Source organism: Leeuwenhoekiella polynyae (assembly GCF_004104075.1).
Taxonomy (GTDB): Bacteria; Bacteroidota; Bacteroidia; order Flavobacteriales; family Flavobacteriaceae; genus Leeuwenhoekiella; species Leeuwenhoekiella polynyae.
On the sequence record NZ_QOVK01000008.1, the window covers coordinates 148,277 to 166,998 of the forward strand.

Sequence of the window (18,722 nt, forward strand, 5' to 3'; positions counted from 1 at the left end):
GGGTTATTTTATATTGACGGTTAATAGGGGCTCATTTTCTAAATAACCAGTCAGTTTATCATCTATAGCAACAGGACCAACACCCGCAGGTGTTCCTGTAAACAGTATATCTCCTATTTTAAGAGTCATATATTGAGAAACGTAGGCAATCAACGTATCTATGTCATAAATCATATTTGCCGTATTTCCCTTTTGTACAATTTCACCATTTTTTTCTAAATGAAAATTAATAGTATTTAAATCTTTATAATTTTCTTTAGAAACCCAAGTATCTCCTAGAACTGCAGAACCATCAAACCCCTTTGCCTTCTCCCAAGGATGTCCTTTTTCTTTACATTCTCTTTGCAGATCACGCGCGGTAAAATCTATCCCCAGCCCTAGCTCTTCATAATATTTATGCGCAAATTTAGGCTGAATATATTTACCCAATCTATTAATGCGTACTAAAAGTTCTACTTCATAATGTACTTCATTAGTAAACTCTGGTATGACAAAGGGATGCTTTTTTAATAAAACTGCCGAATCTGGTTTTAAAAAAAACATAGGTTCACCTGAAGGTTTACTATTGAGTTCTTTAATGTGATCGCTATAGTTCTGACCGATACAAATGATTTTCATAAGCTAAAACAATTTGGTATTCAATTTTCTAAGCTTAATAGCAGTGAGTACTTTTTTAGTATAAAGCGGGAAATCTGCATTTTGAATCCATCCAAAATATCCGGGTTCATTCTCAAGAACATCTTCTACCTTTTTTCCTTTGTGCTTTCCGAAAGAAAAAATCTCTTCACCTTCTTTATTAAAAGCTATAAAACCGGCAAAGTCTGCAAACTTCTTACGAGCACTAAATTCTGCCAGACTCTTCATATTATTTTCTAAATCCTCATAACGGTCAAGTTGAGATTTTAAAACTTCATAAGTTGCTATCGTATCGGCTTCTGCACTATGCGCATCTTCTAAAGTTTGATCACAATAGAATTTATAAGCTGCACTCAAGGTACGCTGCTCCATTTTATGAAAAATGGTCTGTACATCTATCGCATTACGGTTTTTCATATCAAAATCAACATCGGCACGAAGCATTTCTTCGGCAAGTAGCGGAATATCAAAGCGATTGGAGTTAAAACCGGCCAAATCTGAATCTTTTATCAGATTATTTATTGTTACCGCGAGCTCTTTAAAAGTGGGTTTATCAGCAACATCTTCGTCCTTAATTCCGTGTACTGCAGTTGTCTCTGCCGGAATAGGAATTGTGGGGTTTACAAGCCAAGTGTGTTTTTCTTCTTTTCCATCAGGAAAAACTTTAAGTACAGATATTTCAACTATGCGGTCTTGAGCAACATTGATTCCTGTTGTCTCAAGATCAAAAAAACAGATGGGTCTGGATAGGTTTAAGTTCATAGATTGTTCAATTTTCACAAAAGTACAATTACCTTAAGCAATACTCTAACTTTTTAAAAATCTATCACATCTACTTAAAAAAGATTTTAAAAATTAATCCAACAAAAAACCTCCCTGTATTAGGGAGGTTCATCTGATGTATTTGCTGAAATTTATACTTGTCTGTCAACGTCCCAAGCTTCAAGATACTGAGCAACGCGTTGAACAAATTGCCCACCAAGCGCACCATTTACGACACGATGATCGTATGAATGCGACAAGAACATTTTATGACGAATTCCTATAAAGTCACCATCTGGAGTTTCAATTACAGCAGGAACTTTACGTATAGCTCCTAATGCTAAAATCCCCACTTGTGGCTGATTGATTATGGGTGTTCCCATCACGCTGCCAAAAGTACCCACATTTGTCACCGTATACGTTCCGCCTTGTGTATCATCTGGTTTTAATTTACCCTGTCTGGCTCTAGAAGCTAAATCATTAACGGCTTTTGCCATACCTACCAGATTAAGCTGATCTGCATTTTTAATAACCGGAACAATTAGATTTCCGTCAGATAATGCAGCTGCCATACCCAAGTTTATATTTTTACGTTTAATTATCTTATCCCCATCAACCGAGATATTGATCATAGGAAAATCACGTATGGTTTTTGCCACAGCTTCCATAAAAATTGGAGTAAATGTAAGCTTCTCGCCTTCCCGCTTCTGAAAATCATTCTTAATACGCTCTCTCCATTTCCAGATTGCAGTAACATCAACTTCTATGAACGACTGCACGTGCGCAGAGGTCTGTACAGAAGCTATCATATGTTTTGAAATCATTTTGCCCATACGGCTCATTTCAATAATCTCGTCTTCTCCACTTACACTAACTGGAGTTGGCGCTTCTTTTGGAGCTGCTTTAGTGGGTTCTGATTTTGGTTTTGTAACCGGAGCTTTACCAGATTTACGTGTTTCAACATATTTTAGAATATCGTCTTTCGTAACACGCCCTTCAAGACCAGTACCCGAAATTTTATCTAATTCTTCCTGTTCTATACCTTCTTGTTGCGCAATATTTTTAACTAAAGGAGAATAAAATCGATCTCCGTCGTTGCTTATTGCCGATGCTCCTACAGTTTCTTTTGCTGCATTTACCAATTGTGCTGCTTCGTCTGCACTTGTTTCAGTGTGTTTTTCTTCAGCTTCTTCAGTAGTTACACATTCTTCTTCAATTGCAGAATCTGTTTGATCATCAGAAGAATCTCCTTCAATCTCGATAATAGCGATAGTTTGCCCCACCTGAACCACATCGTCAGCTTCAAATAACTTCTCGATGAGTACACCTTCTACTTCGCTAGGAACTTCACTATCAACTTTATCAGTGGCAATCTCAACAACCGGTTCGTCCATTTCTATGGTGTCCCCTACCTCTTTGAGCCAGTTTGTCACTGTAGCTTCAGCGACGCTTTCTCCCATTTTCGGTAATTTTAGTTCAAATTTTGCCATATTATCAAAATAATTATTAGTTGACTTTATATTTTTGCGAAATTAATAAAAATAAACGTATTCCGCTTTATATTACTAAAGAACTACCATTTTATGAGTTCTCCCTGACTTGTAGAAGTATCGCTTCCCACGCTAAAATTACAATTTGGGGGTCGTATGCGAAACCTATTTTTACTGTTTTTTAACAACTGCATGGCTCTTAAAACCTCACCAACTTCAAGATCTTGAAGGTCAAAAATCACGGTTGCAGAAGTTTTCTGCAATTGCGATATCTCAGTAAAGGCTATCACTTTCAAAGATTGATAATTTTTCAGATGGAAAGTTTTGGGTATGTCTGATTGCTTTGACACCCAAAAAATAGTTTTATCTGCAGCTCTGTTTTCTGGTTTGTCGCGTTTATTCGACTTAGTTTCGGCAATCAATTTTAAAACCAAAATAAGAATACCATTTACAAACCTACCTTTTGAAAAATGCTTTTTCTGAAAGGTCTGCATAGCTTTGTAAAATCTTCTGTGGTATTTTCTATTTTTAATCGTGCTCTCTCCCTTAAAATGCAACGCAGTTAACTGACCAAAATAATAATTCTTATAACCGTTTTGAATCAATTTATAGCTCAGGTCTATGTCTTCTCCATACATAAAATAATCTTCATCAAAGCCATCAACATCATTGAATACACCCTTTCTAATAAATAAAAATGCCCCCACTAAAACCGGAACTTCCCCAATCTCATCTTGAGCTAACTGATTCGCGTAATATTTAGACGTGTCACCCGTTAATTTCTGAAAAGCAACTTCAATATTTGGAATATTTCTTTTACTCTCAGGCAAATAGGCACCTGTGCCGTCATTAAGTCGTATTCCTACTGCTCCTAAATCTTTTTTATCGCTTGAGAAGTCTAAGAGAATTTCAAAACAATTTTCTGGTAGTACGACATCTGGATTTAGTATACAAATAAACTCACCTTTTGCTTGTTTTACACCTAGGTTATTTGCCTTTGAAAATCCCAAATTCTTTTTGTTCTCTATTAAAAGAACTTCAGGAAAATGGGTCTTAATGAGGTTTACACTTTCGTCCTCAGAATTGTTATCAATTACTATCATTTCTGACTCTAGCTTAGCTGTTGCGCGTTGAACGCTCTCTAAACAAAGGTGTAGAAAATAAGGAGTTTTATAGTTGAGAATTAATACCGATAGCTTCACAGGCTAATTCTTTAACGAATTTTCAAAAGGAATCCTGTTAAGAATACTGCGTCCTAAAGTCACCTCATCTGCATATTCTAGCTCATCACCTACTGCAATCCCGCGAGCAATTGTAGAGGTTTTTATCCTGTATTCTTCCAATTGCCTATAGATATAAAAATTTGTGGTATCGCCTTCCATAGTTGAGCTTAGTGCAAAAATTATTTCTTCTATCTCACCTGCTTTTACTTTTTCTACTAAAGAATGAATTGTTAAATCCTGAGGGCCAATCCCGTCTAGAGGAGATATTTTTCCGCCCAATACGTGGTATTGTCCGCGATACTGACTCGTGTTTTCTATTGCCATCACATCACGCACATCTTCTACCACACAAACCACCGAAGCATCTCGATTAGGGTTTGAACAAATTTCACAAAGCTCTACATCAGAAATATTATGGCAATTTTTACAAAACTTGATATCGGTACGTAATTTAGTAAGTGCTTGTGTAAGATGCTCAGTCTGACTCTCTGATTGCCTTAGTAAATGCAACACCAGCCGCAAGGCCGTACGCTTACCTATTCCCGGCAATTGAGACATCTCGTAAACTGCCTGCTCTAAAAGTTTTGATGAAAATTCCATAGAAAAATAAAAGAATAGCGTTTCAAATCCGCTTGTCGCGTAAAGGTAACAAAGATTTTAAACCGAATAAAAAGCTTAAGAAAACTTGTTAAAACTTAATCCTACTGAAGTATTCTAAGTAAATAGTGAAGACTATAACTTCTTTTTTACTATGTCAAGAATTCGTGCAGAAGCTTTACCATCACCGTATGGATTATGAGCCTTGCTCATTGCTTTATAAGCCTCGGGCTGATCTAAAAGTTCTAAAATTGCTGATTTTAGCTTTATCGAATTTGTACCAGCTAATTTTACCGTCCCTGCGGTTACCGCTTCGGGACGCTCTGTAGTATCTCTCGTTACTAAAACTGGCTTGCCCAGTCCCGGAGCTTCCTCCTGAACGCCACCACTATCGGTAATGACAAAATAAGAAGCGTGCATAATCCAGATAAAATCTGGGTAATTCAGTGGTTCAATAAGTGAAACATTGGCAATATTGCCCAATATCTCGTGAACGGTATTTTTTACATTAGGATTTAAGTGCACAGGATAAACCAAATGCACATCCTGACGCATTTCGGCAATTTCCTTAAAAACCTCACAGATACGTTGCATTCCTGCACCAAAATTTTCTCGACGGTGCCCCGTGATCAATATAATTTTTTTTGAACTGAATGGAATTTTTTCAGCGAAATGCGGTGTTTGCTGAGAAACCTTTATTACTGTTTCTTCTAAGGCATCAATAACTGTATTTCCAGTTATGAATATCTGAGATTCTTGGATATTTTCCGCTAAAAGATTGGCTTTAGATTTTTTAGTAGGTGCAAAATGAAAATCTGCAATACGCGTCGTTAGCTGTCGATTAATTTCTTCAGGAAATGGAGATTGCTTATTGAAAGTGCGCAAACCTGCTTCTATATGTCCTACTCTCGCACCAGCATAAAAGGCTGCCAAACTAGCTACCATACTAGTCGTGGTATCTCCATGTACAAAAACAAGCTCTGGCTTATACCTACTCAAAGGCTCTTTTAATGCTTCTAAAGCTCTAGCAGTAAGTGAAAATAAGTCCTGATTCTTCTTCATCAAATCCAGATCGTAATCTGCTTCAATCTCAAAAAAATCTAAAACCTGATCCAGCATTTCTCGATGCTGAGCTGTTATACAAACGCGTGTGTCAAAATAAGAGTCCTTTTTAAAATACTTAATAACAGGAGCCAGCTTTATAGCCTCAGGACGTGTACCAAATACGAAAAGTACGGTCTTTTTTTTAGAGTCTGCCATCAACCCCGTTTTTAAAAAATCCTTTTACATCATAGACAATAGCATTTTCCGCCTTTAGCAATTCAAAATCTATTTGCTCAAATGGAGCGTGTGCCACGGCTAAAACGACAGCCTCAAACTTTTTAGACTCAATACTATCTAATAATTCAAAACCATATTCCTTTTTAACTACCTCAGGATCTGCAAGAGGATCATAAACTGAAACTTCAGCTCCGTATTCTTTTAAATCAGTTATAATATCTATAACTCGTGTATTGCGAACATCTGGGCAATTCTCCTTAAAAGTAATTCCCATAACCAAAATTCGGCTGTTCTTAAGTTTGATATCTCTCTGTGCCATCAGTTTAACGACCTGGGATGCTACATAAGGCCCCATACTGTCATTCAATTTTCTTCCGGCTAAAATAATTTCGGGATGATAACCTACTTGTTTTGCTTTTTGAGCCAAGTAATATGGATCTACACCTATGCAATGCCCACCTACTAAACCGGGTTTAAACGGAAGGAAATTCCATTTTGTACCGGCAGCTTCTAAAACCGCATTAGTATCAATATCGAGAAGATTAAAGATTTTGGCGAGCTCATTTACAAAAGCAATGTTTATATCGCGCTGCGAATTTTCAATCACTTTTGCAGCTTCGGCAACTTTAATAGAAGTAGCCTTGTAGGTTCCGGCGGTTATAACGGAAGCGTATAATTCATCAATTTGAGTTGCAATTTCGGGTGTAGAACCTGAAGTCACTTTTCTAATTTTATCTACCGTATGGATTTTGTCACCAGGATTGATACGTTCTGGTGAGTAACCTGCATAAAAGTCTTTATTGTAAACTAAGCCTGTTTCTTTCTCTAGAATAGGAATACAAATCTCTTCTGTAACACCAGGATAAACAGTAGACTCATAAATCACAATATCGCCTTTTTTAAGATACTTGCTAACTAATTCACTTGCACTTATCAAAGGTGATAAATCAGGATTATTATTCTGATCGATTGGTGTAGGAACCGTTATAATGTAGACGTTGGATTCTGCTAAATGATCTGACTCAGCCGTACAGAACAGTCCATACGCTGTAGATTGCTCTTTTTTTAAAACAGCATTTAAGGTGGTTGTTTCAAGTTCGCCTGTTTTATCAAAGCCTGTATTTAACTGTTGAATTCTATTTGAATTGATATCAAAGCCGGTAGTAGCATATTTTGTTGCAAACAAGCTTGCTAGCGGTAAGCCCACATAACCCAGCCCAATAATTCCAATCTTCATTAAGTTTCTATTTTCAAATTCTCATAATACCAGTCAATAGCTTTAGTTAAACCTTCAGATATATCACAGTGTGGATTATACCCTAATAGATTTATAGCTTTTTGTATAGAAGCCAAAGAATGCGGCACATCACCTGGACGCTCCGGCCCAAATTCAGGTTTAATTTTAGCTAACGAACTGTCGTAATTAAGTAATCGTTCTTTGAGCAAATTTACTAATTCAATTAATGTGGTACGCTCTCCAAAAGCAATATTATAGATTTCGTTTAAAGCTCGCTTATTTGAAGTCGTTAATGCTAATAAATTAGCTTCTACAACGTTATCGACATAAGTATAATCTCTAGAAAAAGAACCATCACCATTAATTACAGGAGATTTACCTTGTAGTAAAGATGATACAAATTTGGGGATTACCGCAGCATAAGCACCGTTAGGGTCTTGTTTTGGCCCAAAAACATTGAAATAACGTAAACCTATACTATCAAAATCAAAAGATTGTTTATAAACTTCTGCGTATAACTCATTAATTAATTTTGTTACTGCATAAGGTGATAGTGGTCTACCAATTTCACTTTCAATTTTTGGTAAAGCTTCATTATCACCGTAAGTTGAAGAACTTGCCGCAAAAACAAACCGTTTTACTTTGGCCAATCTCGCTGCTTCAATAACATTTAGAAATCCTGTTACATTAACATTATGTGTATTTAAAGGGGTCTTTAAACTCCTTGGAACAGATCCTAAAGCTGCCTGATGACTTACGTAATCAAAATTTTGCATCACTTTTGAACACGTATCAAAATCTCTTATATCACCTTCTATAAATTCAAAAGACGAATTGTTATAAAATTCTTTGATGTTTTCGAATTTACCTGTAGATAAATTATCTAAACATTTAACATTAGCACCTAGTTCTAGCAATGCCTTAATTAAATGCGAGCCTATAAAGCCACAGCCCCCAGTAACAAAAACATTCTTGCTTTTTAACTGCTTAAAATTTGTATTTCTCATGAAGTAGGGATCAAGACTGCTAATATATTATTTTTTTATTGAAAAACTTTAACTTTTATTTAACTTGATTTTACTATTTAACATCTTTTAGATTTTGACGTTAAACTTTTACTAAACGGATTAAGTAATTCGTGTCTAAGAAAAATCAATAGTAAATTTGATCTACATAAATAATTTTTATCAAAGTGTATGAATTACCTGAATTTAAATACCGAAAAAACAGAAGCTACAGTTGAAAATCTTAATATACTTCTTGCCGACTATCATTTATATTATCAGAAACTTAGAAACTTTCACTGGAATGTAATTGGCGAAAACTTTTTTGATCTTCACGCAAAGTTTGAAGAAATGTATACTGATACATTAGTTAAGATTGATGAAGTAGCCGAACGAATCTTAACCTTACGCTATCAGCCAATAAGTAATCTTACAGATTATTTAAAATTATCTAATATTGAAGAAGCTCCAAGTGAAATTAAAGATATTGAGATGGTAAAAATACTTTTAGACGACCACAGTTTACTGTTAAAGCAAATGCGATCTACTGTAAAAACTGCAGACGAAGGTGGTGATGAAGGTACCATAGACTTATTAGGTGGTTATATAAGAGAGTTAGAAAAAACAAGTTGGATGTTAGACTCATGGAGAATGACCAAAACTTCAAACCATAAAAAATCGTAAATTATAAAATATAACTAAGCTATATTATTATCTATGCTAATATTACAAGAAGCTGCATCAAAATCTGACCTAACCTTTTTAGGGTTTGATCTTTACAAACTAATAGACAAACTTCAAGGTTGGGGCGAGAGTTTAATTTTAAAACTACCCAATTTTATTGTTGCAGTTTTAGTTTTTGTAATTTTTTGGTTTATTGCTAAATATGTATCCAGATTTGTTCGCAATATTTTAATGCGCAGCGTTGGACAAGATTCCATTAAAGTAATGGCGGGTCAAACTTCTTTTGCAATTACTGTATTGGTTGGTTTCTTTGTTGCATTAGGTATTATGGATTTAGATAAAGTTCTAACCTCGGTATTGGCAGGTGCCGGTGTTGTAGGTCTGGCAATTGGTCTGGCTTTACAGGGAACTCTAAATAATACTTTTAGCGGAGTTATTTTAAGTTTTATGCCACGGCTGCAATTAGGAGACTGGGTAGAGACTAATGATTATGCAGGTGTTGTTGAGGATATTACTTTACGCAATGTTACTTTAAGACAGTCAGATAATAATTATGTTATTGTACCTAACTCTAAAATTGTTGATTCTCCCTTTAAGAACTGGAGTCAAACAACTCGATCACGCGTTTTCATTAATTGTGGTGTTGGTTATGAAAGTGATTTAGAAAAAGTAAAAGAACTTACTTTAGAAAGCTTAAACAGTATTTTTGAACAGCAGAGTAAAGAGGAAATAGAATTTTATTACGAAGGTTTTGGGGACAGTTCTATAAACTTCGTTGCCCGATTTTGGGCCCCAGTTTCTAAACGAAGAGATATGCTCATCGCTCAAGATAAAGCTATCATAGCTATCAAGAAAACCTTTGATGCTAATGATATAAATATTCCATTCCCAATTCGTACTTTAGATTTTGGTAAAAACAAATTTAGATCAGAGACTATAACTATTGCCAACTCTGGTGAGGGTCAATCTTCAGAAGCATAATCTTATGTTTAAAACCGCCTTTTATTTCATTATAATTCTCTCTATTTTCAGTTGTCAGGATTATGGCAATCTCGATAAAAAAGGTGGCTTAGCTCGTAACCTCGCAGAAGTTTCTGGCTTAGCAGTTTTTGAAAATGATACCTTAATCTACACCGCTGCAGATCACGGAAATCCGAATTATATCTATGGATTAGATAGTAACGGCAATATTCAGCGGGAAATCGTAATTAGTAATGCACCTAATGAAGATTGGGAGGATCTTACAACTGATCCAAATGGCACGCTTTACATTTCTGATACGGGAAATAATGAAAATGAGCGCGAAGATCAATTTATTTATATCATTGAAAATTTCGCAAGCCTTGCAGCCACTTCAGATACCTTACACGCCAAACGTATTACATTTACACTTTCAGACCAAAAAGATTACCCGCCAGATTTAAACAATCTTAATTTCGACATAGAGGCTTTGTTGTATAAAGAGGGCAGCTTATATATGTTTACCCGTAACAGAAGCCGGAATTTTGACGGAACAACTAAAATATACAAACTTCCGGCGCGTCCCGGTAATTATCAGGCACAACTTATTGATCAATATGTTGTATGCGATAATCTAAACACATGTGCAGTTACAGGTGTTGCTCTATCTCCAAAAGGCGATAGAATTGCACTACTCACTTCAGATAAGATACTGATGCTCTCAGAATTTAAAGGGGAAAACTTTTTCTCTGGAAAAATTGAGACATTCGATCTTAACTACACCTCCCCAAAAGAAGGGATCGCTTTTAAAAATGACTCTACCCTATACATAGTAGATGAACGCAGGGCTCAGACCGGCGGAAATTTATATGAATATTCTCTTACAGGAAAAACACACCTTAAATAGGCTCGACAACATTCTTAAAAACTGTTCGTTTATAGTATTTTTAATCAGTACCAGACTTTAAATATATGATCGAAGAACGTCTTTCTGAACTTGAAGCCGAAAATGAGAAGCTAAGAGCTAAACTCGACAAGCAAGAATCTAAAAAGAAACAGCGCCGCAAACTGGGTTGGACTTTTTTAAAACGCTCTTCAGGTATGATTTTAGGTGCTCAACTTAAAAAAAGCATTGAGCGTTTTTTAGATGAAATGGCGCAACAACAACGCGTATCTAGAGAAACCATTTCAGAGTTACTGAGCAGTATTATAATAAGGCTTACACGTGTGGGATTTTTACTGATTCTAACAGCTGTTCTACCTTCTATCTTATTAATTTTTCAGACCTATTATCTCGCCAAACAGAATACATTAATTACTGGTCAGAGCAAAATGTTTCAGCAACAAAATACACGTCTGGATCAGCAAACCTATTTACAAGAAGCAGATCGTCGCGGTCAGACCCTTTTGATAATGGATAATATGCTGAAAGAAATAAGTAATGATGTTGCCGGCAGTTCTCAAAACAAAATAGACGACGCCACTGCAGGAAGACTTATTGCTTTGAGCAAAATGCTGAAACCCTACAAATACCTCGAGAACGACAGTCTTATAGCTCACGTTACTAGCCCAGAACGGGGCTATCTTTTAATTTCTCTTCTAGAAACAGGAGTAAACCTCAACAGCACCACAAGAACCCGTACTAACGGAAAACTAATTGAGCGCTTGGACTTTACCTATGCAGAATTGAGAAACATTTCACTTAAAGGTTATGACCTTTTGAACATTGATCTTTCTTACGCTGATTTAAGAAATTCAAACTTTAACGGCACCGATTTTGAAAATGCAAACTTTAGTAATACTGACTTAGCTAATACAAATCTGACCTATACGAGCTTCAATAATGCTAATCTTGAATCGGCAAAACTTCAGAATGCGATCTTAGATTATGCCAATTTGCAAAAAGCAAATTTAAAAATGGCAGATTTGAGAAATGCGAGCTTCTTAAAGTCTAAAATTCTAGATACAGACCTTACAAATGCCCGTGTGAATAGGACTTTTGAACGAGATGTTATAGAACAGTTGAACAAAGAGCAAAGCGACTGGCTGTTTTCAACCTTTGAAGTAGTAGAAATTGATGATGATAACTATCAATTATTGCCAATTAAAAATTAAAAACATTATTTTTTCTTCCATTTTAACTGAAATAAATCTTTTCTACGATCTACGAGATTGTGAACACTACCAAACTGATTCAGTTCTTTTAAGAGGTCAAGATCAACGTCTGCTACAAGAATCATCTCGGCATTCGGCGTAGCTTCAGCCTTCACCCCGTTTGTAGGAAACTGAAAATCACAAGGTGTTAAAACCATACTTTGGGCAAATTGCATATCCATATTATGCACTTTAGGAATATTACCCACACTACCAGCAATCGCCACGTAACATTCGTTTTCAATCGCTCGTGCCTGTGCACAATGACGCACACGGCTATAGCCATTTTGGGTGTCAGTTAGGAAGGGAACAAAAAGAATATCCATACCCTCATCTGCGAGCAAACGTCCCAGTTCTGGGAATTCTACATCATAACAAATAAGAATTCCTATTTTACCACAATCAGTATTAAAAGTTTTTAGCACTTCTCCACCACTCATTCCCCAGGCTTTTGCCTCATCTGGAGTTACATGTAATTTATAAAACTTCTCTATTGTTCCGTCACGTTTACATAAAAAGCCAACATTATAAAGCGTTCCGTCTTCAATATAGGGCATACTCCCTGTTATAATATTGATGTTATAACTTACGGAAAGCTCAGAGAAACGATCTCTTATACGCTCAGTATATTTCGCAAGTTCCCGTATAGCATCAGGTTCAGAAAGGTGATTGTATGCAGCCATAAGCGGCGCATTGAAAAACTCTGGGAACAAAGCAAAATCTGAGCGATAACCCGAAATGGTATCTATAAAATACTCTGCTTGTTCTATAAGCTCTTCAAGGTTCTTATACGTTCGCATCTGCCATTGCACCAAACCTAAACGCACCACCGTTTTGATTGCATTCGGTTTTTTTGCAGGTTTCTGATAGTAAATATTATCCCATTCCAGAAGTGCCGCATAATCTTTAGACTGCTTATCTCCCTCCAGATAATTTGTGATGATTCGCTTTACGTGAAAATCATTACTCAGTTGAAAATCAAGAACCGGATCGTTAATCTCACGTGCCCTTACTTTTTCAATATAAGCCTTAGGAGAAAGTTCGTCTGCATGCTGATGATAATTGGGCAATCTTCCACCAAAAACAATACGCTCCAGATTGAGGTTTTCGCACAATTCTTTACGGTAATCATATAAACGACGACCTATACGCATCCCACGGTATTGTTGCGAAATAAATATCTCTATTCCATAAAGTACATTTCCTTTAGGTGTGTGCGTACTAAAAGTCTCGTCACCTGTAATTTGCATGTAGGTATGCGTATCTGTAAACTTATCATAATCTACAATGATTGATAGCGCACAGCCGGCAATCTCACCATTAACTTTTACCACGACCTGACCTTCGGGGAAAATCGATATCAGTTTTTGAATGTCTTTTTTCTTCCAGTATGGATCTGTAATATTAGGATACACAGCAATCATGATCTCTTTGAGCTCCTCATAGTCTTTAACTTTGAGATACTCTAAATTGATTGTATCTACGCGTTCGCGCTTCTCTAAACCCTCTGTATTATCAATATTGTCTATTTCTTTCATATATAAATTCCCTAACGACGAAAAAATTAATCTTAAAAATTAAAACCAAATCCAAATGAAACGCGGTAGCCTTCACTAGATTTAAAAAGGTTAAATGTACCGCTCAACGCATCTGTACTATTAACCCAAAAACCTATACCGTATGAGTCATGCCATTTTTCTGAATTGTTATCAAAATCTGACCAAACTCTACCTAAATCATAACCTCCAAAAACTCCAATCTGCAGCGGTAAAAACCCTGTTTTAAATGTGTTGAAAGCATACCTTAAATCACCTGAAGTTGCAAAAGCTCGCTCACCGGTAAAACGGTCAAAACGATAACCGCGTAATCCATTACGTTGCCCCAACGTTGCAGCCTGATAAAATTCAGTATTATCACCAAATCTAAACTGACTACTCGCAGAAGTCTTAAGCACCAGTTTTCTATTTGTACTTATCGCATTGTAAAAACCAATACTTGGATTCAAGTACACAAAACGTCTACCTGTTTCGGTAATACTATTTGTAAACCCACCGTTAAGTATAAAATCCATCCCTCGTGTGGGAGCTAGCGTATTATCTTTACTGTGATATTCATACGTAGCATCTAATGTTGCAAAATACTTACGCTTGTCTTGCTCTATAATATCTACAATATCAATATATCTAAGATAGTTATCTGCCACTTCAATCCCTTCAAACTCCCCCTTTACTGAAAATGTACTACCATAATCAGAATTACGTAAAAGCCCTATAGAAGCTTCCATACGGCTCAAACGAACCCGATTAAAATTCATTCCCAATTCTTCATCATTATTGGTTGACTCGTTCCCATAGCCAAAGAAGTTTCTTGCATGATTAGGTGTAGTGTATCTACCCGATAAAACTAGGTTCCAATCATTCATAATACCCGCAAACTCTCCTTTATATGAAAAATCAAGACCACTTGTTGCAAAATAATACAGCACACTAAAACGATGCTGCTGCGAAAAAGGATTCTGTTTAAAGCCTTGTACAGTGTATACATCAGAAAGTCCCAGACTTATACCATTATCTGGATTATAACCAAATGCTGGAGTTAATACATTAGAGCGTAAAAATTGTTTCTGATAATCATAGGTATTGTAATCATATACATCAGTAAGCCTAAAATTTGCCTTTCCCTTTTCTTCTATAGTATTGGGTAAACTCTCATGATCATAAACTTTAATCTTTCTCCCACTTTTAATACGGTAAATATCATTATTCTGCCCACCGATTATTCGGGTAAAAATTGGGTTGTTTCCTTCTCCTTTTACCTCAAAAACATCATCGTCATCAAGACCATAAATCCAAATCTGCTTAGTTTCATCAGAAAAATAAGTACGATCGTGTATCAAATCTGCCTTCTCTCCATCTTTTATTCGCCAGGCCTTTATAGTTGTCTGATTGTTTCCACGAGTTATCTCAAAATAATCATCTTTATCTGTACCCACAACCATTTGTAGCTGTACCAGATAATCATAAAATGACTCTGCTATATTGACTAAGTTATCACGCCGCCCTTTTAAATTCTCCTTTATATCCTGTATAGATTGACCATTACTAACCTCGGGTGGAAGATCTTTGAAAGCTTCTTCTATAACCTCATCGGTAACATGCTCTTTTATGTACTCTGCCTGGGCTAACCAGACTTCTTTTCCCGACTGCTGTGCCAAAGCACGATCAAGCTTGATGCCTGCATTATTAAACCATTTCATATCATCCAGATTCTTATCATAAACCTGAAACTGTTTTGCCATACCAAATAAAGTGCGGGCAACATCTAGAATAGCTCCATCAAAATTGGTAAATACCTGATCACGATCTCTAGGAATGGGTACAAATACATCTTTACCATCTGTAGTTTTAAATTCTGCCCAACGCCACTGGTCATTATGTCTATCCCAATCTCCTATAAGCATATCAAACATACGGGCACGTATATAAGTAGGCTCGTCTACCACATTAGACTCATCACTGCGCAATTTGCTAAGAATATCATCTGTACTCTCAATATCATCCGGATAATTAAACGTCTCCCCACTGTACTCCTTAGCCGGTCGCTCAACGATCATATAAAGTTGATCGCCATAATCTTCATTGTACAAACCTAAAACAGGTTGTTTTGGCACAAAATATAATCTAGGCGTTGTATGTAAAACCTGTGCAGCATTGCTCAAACGCGGGACTGCAAAAGCTCCGTAAGGATGTGCAGATGTATAAAAATCCTGAATCAGAGATTCTGGTATTGTATTTTTTAAATCCTCTTCTGCATCAGCATTTTCTTTTAAAATAACTTTTTGTAAAAACTGAACCGCACTTTTACGTAGCGCTCGCATATTGTATTCTCTACCGGTTTTATCTTTAAGTCGTAGAGAAACGGTCTGATGGCCACCACCTGGTCGCACAACTTCAAGACCTCCATATAGTGTATCTAGTAAAGCTACAGGAGCTGTCACTTTTTTACCATAAACTTCGCGGTAATGCTCGCCCCACACTCTTTCAAAAAAGTCTGACCGCTCTGTTTCTTCTATGGAATAAACCGAAGTTTTCACCGTGGTAGGAAAATCTGTCGGCAAATGAGAATAGTCTTCTACCTTATCAGGCCCATATATTTCTTTTTGAAAAAATAACTCAGGTTCCCCGGTTTCTTGATTAGTTCCGTAGTAACGAACCCAAGAAGAACCATCTTTAAAAACATCTAATTGAGCAAAGCCTTCATAATCTGAACTAAATAAACCATCATTACCTAAATACGCATAAGATGATTTAGAACCTGAACCTGAAACGATCTGTCTAACCTCATCGTGCTCAATGTACTGCAAGCCATGTTCGTGGCCAGAAGTAAAAATAATTTTATTATGTCCCTGAGCTAAAACACGCAAACGCTTCATTAACTCATTGTATTTCTCATTAAAACGATCTTGTTTTGAGACTCCGCCCTGTGTTCTAATCTGAGTTACTAGAGAGCCTAAAATGGGTACAGGAATTTTCTGTTGAGAAGGATATAAATGTTTGTCTAAAGCAAACTTACCACCGTGCACTCCGTTTGTGTACATGGGGTGGTGCATAGCTATCACTAGGGTCTTATGCTGATTTTTCTTAATTTCATTTTCAAGCTCAATAAAAAATTTCTCCCGATCTTTAATATTATCGCATTTATCGTTAATCTCCGGGCTTTTATCCCAATCTTCTAAATACCATTGTGTATCTAAAAGAATCATATGTACCGACTCGTTAACATCATAACTCACTAATGGACAACCATCTTTAGGAAGAAAAACATCTTCTAAACCGGTTACTCTTTTCAAATATTCTTCTTCTCTATTTAAACCGTGTAAATGATTACTATACCAATCATGATTTCCGGGAATAAATATGGGGGTTCCTCTATATTTTTCAAAAGTTTCAACCTGTGCATCAATCCTGTGTTGAGCAAGCGGTCGCTCTTCTGTTCCTTCGGGCGGCATCCCTACAGGATAGATATTATCCCCTAAAAAAATAGCAAATGATTTATCATTTGCTTTATCTAAAAACTTCTTAAATAATTTAATCCCCTCAGTGCTTTCGCCCATTTCAGAATTACCGGCGTCACCTAGTAAATAAAAAGTACGATCTATTTTTTTTGCTGATGGATAAATCCCTTGTTCAACATCTTCTTTGTATCTGGAAGTATAAGTGGCGCAAGCCGAGAAAAACAAGCAGATTACAAGTGTTAGAAGTATGTTATTTTTTATCATGAAAATAATTTTGGGAATTCTTTTTCGTACTTTCCCTTACTTTAATAACCAAATTTTATGGCTGAAACAGCAGAAAAAATAAAGGATACTTTTTCAAAAGCAGATCAATTTGTTCTAGAACTTTTTAAGGAAAAACTTCCTAACAGTTATCTATATCACAATTACAATCATACCGTAAGAGTTGTTAAAAGTACTAAAGAAATAGCCGAAAATTCTCAAATTAATGTTAAACAGAAAGATGCTTTAATTCTTGCTGCATGGATGCATGACACGGGTTATACCAAGACTCGAGACGGTCATGAAGAAGCTAGTATTGAGATTGCTAAAAATTACATGGAAAAAGAGAATGTTGACGCCGAAACACAACAACTTGTTGTTGAACTTATCGCATCAACAAAAATGGGTGAGGAACCTCAGAATGAATTAGAGCGCATCTTAAAAGATGCTGACAATTCCCATTTTGCTAAAGAATATTATGCTCAAACTAGTGAGTTTTTAAGACAAGAATTACTCTTAACAGAAACTAAAAAGTTTACTCCAGCAGAATGGCGTGAAGAAAACATTCAGATGTTTACTCATAAGCATAAATTCTATACTGATTATGCTGCCAGAAACTGGAAAAACCAAAAGGATGAGAACCTTATTTCTCTATTGAAAAAAGAAAAGAAAAAGAAGAAAAAATACCGCAAGGAAGAAGTTAAAGCCAAACTTAAGGCCAAATTTAAAGATGAAAGTCCGGATCGCGGGGTACAAACGTTATATCGTACAACTTTAAGAAACCACATCAAATTAAGTGATATTGCAGATACAAAGGCAAACATCTTACTTTCAGTAAATGCTATTATTATTTCGCTAGCATTATCTAATATGATTCCTAAGTTAGATGCACCTAGTAACCGCCACTTATTGATACCCACTCTTGTACTGGTTATATTTAGTGTAGCTTCAATAATTATGTCTATACTTTCTACGCGTCCCAATGTAACTTCCGGAGAGTTTACAAGAGAGCAAGTGAAGAAAAAACAAGTGAATATTTTATTCTTTGGAAATTTTCACAAAATGAAATACGATCAATATCAGTGGGCTATTAACGAGATCATCTACGATAAAGATTATATCTATGAAGCACTTACTAAAGATTTATACCTTTTAGGTGTTGTTCTGAACAAAAAATACATGCTGCTTAGAAAAACCTACACCGTTTTTATGGTAGGAATAATCATCTCGGTAATAAGTTTTATCATCGCATTCTGGATGATGTAATTATCAGAAATAAAAAAGCCTTGAAATAATAGACACTATCCTATTAACTGTGTAAGTTAAAAATAACAGGGGTTTGACTTGTTTAAAGTCTGACCCTTTTTTCATAGATCGTCAGGAACTGATTTAGGATTATGCCCCAGTTCCTTACAGGCT

15 protein-coding genes are annotated in these 18,722 nt (G+C 36.0%); 5 read left to right on the forward strand and 10 right to left on the reverse strand.

Translation table 11 applies throughout. The features are described 5' to 3' along the window. Positions 1-3: 3 nt before the first annotated feature. From DSM02_RS10980 to DSM02_RS11015, 8 genes are all read right to left on the reverse strand, one after another. On the reverse strand, positions 4-618 hold the full coding sequence (locus tag DSM02_RS10980) for a fumarylacetoacetate hydrolase family protein (RefSeq protein WP_128765676.1): 615 nt from the start codon (positions 616-618) through the stop codon (positions 4-6). A 3-nt stretch (positions 619-621) separates the two neighbouring features. Further along, positions 622-1,398: a 3'-5' exonuclease gene (locus tag DSM02_RS10985; RefSeq protein WP_128760443.1), complete on the reverse strand. Its 777-nt coding sequence runs from the start codon at positions 1,396-1,398 to the stop codon at positions 622-624. Between the two features lie 152 nt (positions 1,399-1,550). Further along, on the reverse strand, positions 1,551-2,888 hold the full coding sequence (locus tag DSM02_RS10990; RefSeq protein ID WP_128765677.1) for a dihydrolipoamide acetyltransferase family protein: 1,338 nt from the start codon (positions 2,886-2,888) through the stop codon (positions 1,551-1,553). An 83-nt stretch (positions 2,889-2,971) separates the two neighbouring features. After that, a complete protein-coding gene (locus DSM02_RS10995) occupies positions 2,972-4,090 on the reverse strand; it encodes a glycosyltransferase family 2 protein (protein WP_128765678.1) in 1,119 nt (372 codons plus the stop codon). A 3-nt stretch (positions 4,091-4,093) separates the two neighbouring features. Next, positions 4,094-4,711 carry a recombination mediator RecR gene (recR, locus tag DSM02_RS11000; RefSeq protein ID WP_128760440.1) on the reverse strand — a complete coding sequence of 206 codons (618 nt, stop codon included), beginning with the start codon at positions 4,709-4,711 and terminating at the stop codon, positions 4,094-4,096. Between the two features lie 132 nt (positions 4,712-4,843). Continuing rightward, positions 4,844-5,968, reverse strand: a complete 1,125-nt coding sequence (wecB, locus tag DSM02_RS11005) for a non-hydrolyzing UDP-N-acetylglucosamine 2-epimerase (protein WP_128765679.1) — start codon at positions 5,966-5,968, stop codon at positions 4,844-4,846. Continuing rightward, entirely contained in the window at positions 5,955-7,226 is a 1,272-nt protein-coding gene (locus DSM02_RS11010; RefSeq protein ID WP_128765680.1) for a nucleotide sugar dehydrogenase, read from the reverse strand. The genes wecB and DSM02_RS11010 overlap by 14 nt, the downstream gene beginning before the upstream one ends. Beyond that, positions 7,226-8,233: an SDR family oxidoreductase gene (locus tag DSM02_RS11015; RefSeq protein ID WP_128765681.1), complete on the reverse strand. Its 1,008-nt coding sequence runs from the start codon at positions 8,231-8,233 to the stop codon at positions 7,226-7,228. Before DSM02_RS11015 ends, DSM02_RS11010 begins: the two co-directional genes overlap by 1 nt. Before the next feature lie 189 nt (positions 8,234-8,422). Here DSM02_RS11015 and DSM02_RS11020 point away from each other — a divergent pair, with 189 nt between their 5' ends. The 4 genes from DSM02_RS11020 (at position 8,423) to DSM02_RS11035 (ending at position 11,989) form a co-directional block, all read left to right on the forward strand. Further along, the gene (locus tag DSM02_RS11020; RefSeq protein WP_128765682.1) at positions 8,423-8,914 is read left to right on the forward strand and encodes a Dps family protein; all 492 of its coding nucleotides are present in this window, start codon (positions 8,423-8,425) and stop codon (positions 8,912-8,914) included. Positions 8,915-8,947: 33 nt separating this feature from the next. Beyond that, positions 8,948-9,895, forward strand: coding sequence for a mechanosensitive ion channel family protein (locus tag DSM02_RS11025; protein WP_128765683.1), 948 nt, complete (start codon positions 8,948-8,950; stop codon positions 9,893-9,895). Between the two features lie 4 nt (positions 9,896-9,899). After that, on the forward strand, positions 9,900-10,781 hold the full coding sequence (locus tag DSM02_RS11030) for a hypothetical protein (RefSeq protein WP_128765684.1): 882 nt from the start codon (positions 9,900-9,902) through the stop codon (positions 10,779-10,781). Positions 10,782-10,846: 65 nt separating this feature from the next. Then, entirely contained in the window at positions 10,847-11,989 is a 1,143-nt protein-coding gene (locus DSM02_RS11035) for a pentapeptide repeat-containing protein (RefSeq protein WP_128765685.1), read from the forward strand. Positions 11,990-11,994: 5 nt separating this feature from the next. Here the strand turns inward: DSM02_RS11035 and DSM02_RS11040 are convergent, their stop codons facing one another. Together DSM02_RS11040 and DSM02_RS11045 are read right to left on the reverse strand one after the other, a co-directional pair. Further along, positions 11,995-13,566, reverse strand: a complete 1,572-nt coding sequence (locus tag DSM02_RS11040; protein WP_128765686.1) for a bifunctional GNAT family N-acetyltransferase/carbon-nitrogen hydrolase family protein — start codon at positions 13,564-13,566, stop codon at positions 11,995-11,997. Between the two features lie 32 nt (positions 13,567-13,598). Further along, positions 13,599-17,306, reverse strand: coding sequence for a metallophosphoesterase (locus tag DSM02_RS11045; protein WP_128765687.1), 3,708 nt, complete (start codon positions 17,304-17,306; stop codon positions 13,599-13,601). Between the two features lie 57 nt (positions 17,307-17,363). Between DSM02_RS11045 and DSM02_RS11050 the strand changes: the two genes are divergently transcribed. Then, positions 17,364-18,569 carry a Pycsar system effector family protein gene (locus DSM02_RS11050; RefSeq protein WP_128765688.1) on the forward strand — a complete coding sequence of 402 codons (1,206 nt, stop codon included), beginning with the start codon at positions 17,364-17,366 and terminating at the stop codon, positions 18,567-18,569. Positions 18,570-18,722: the final 153 nt, after the last annotated feature.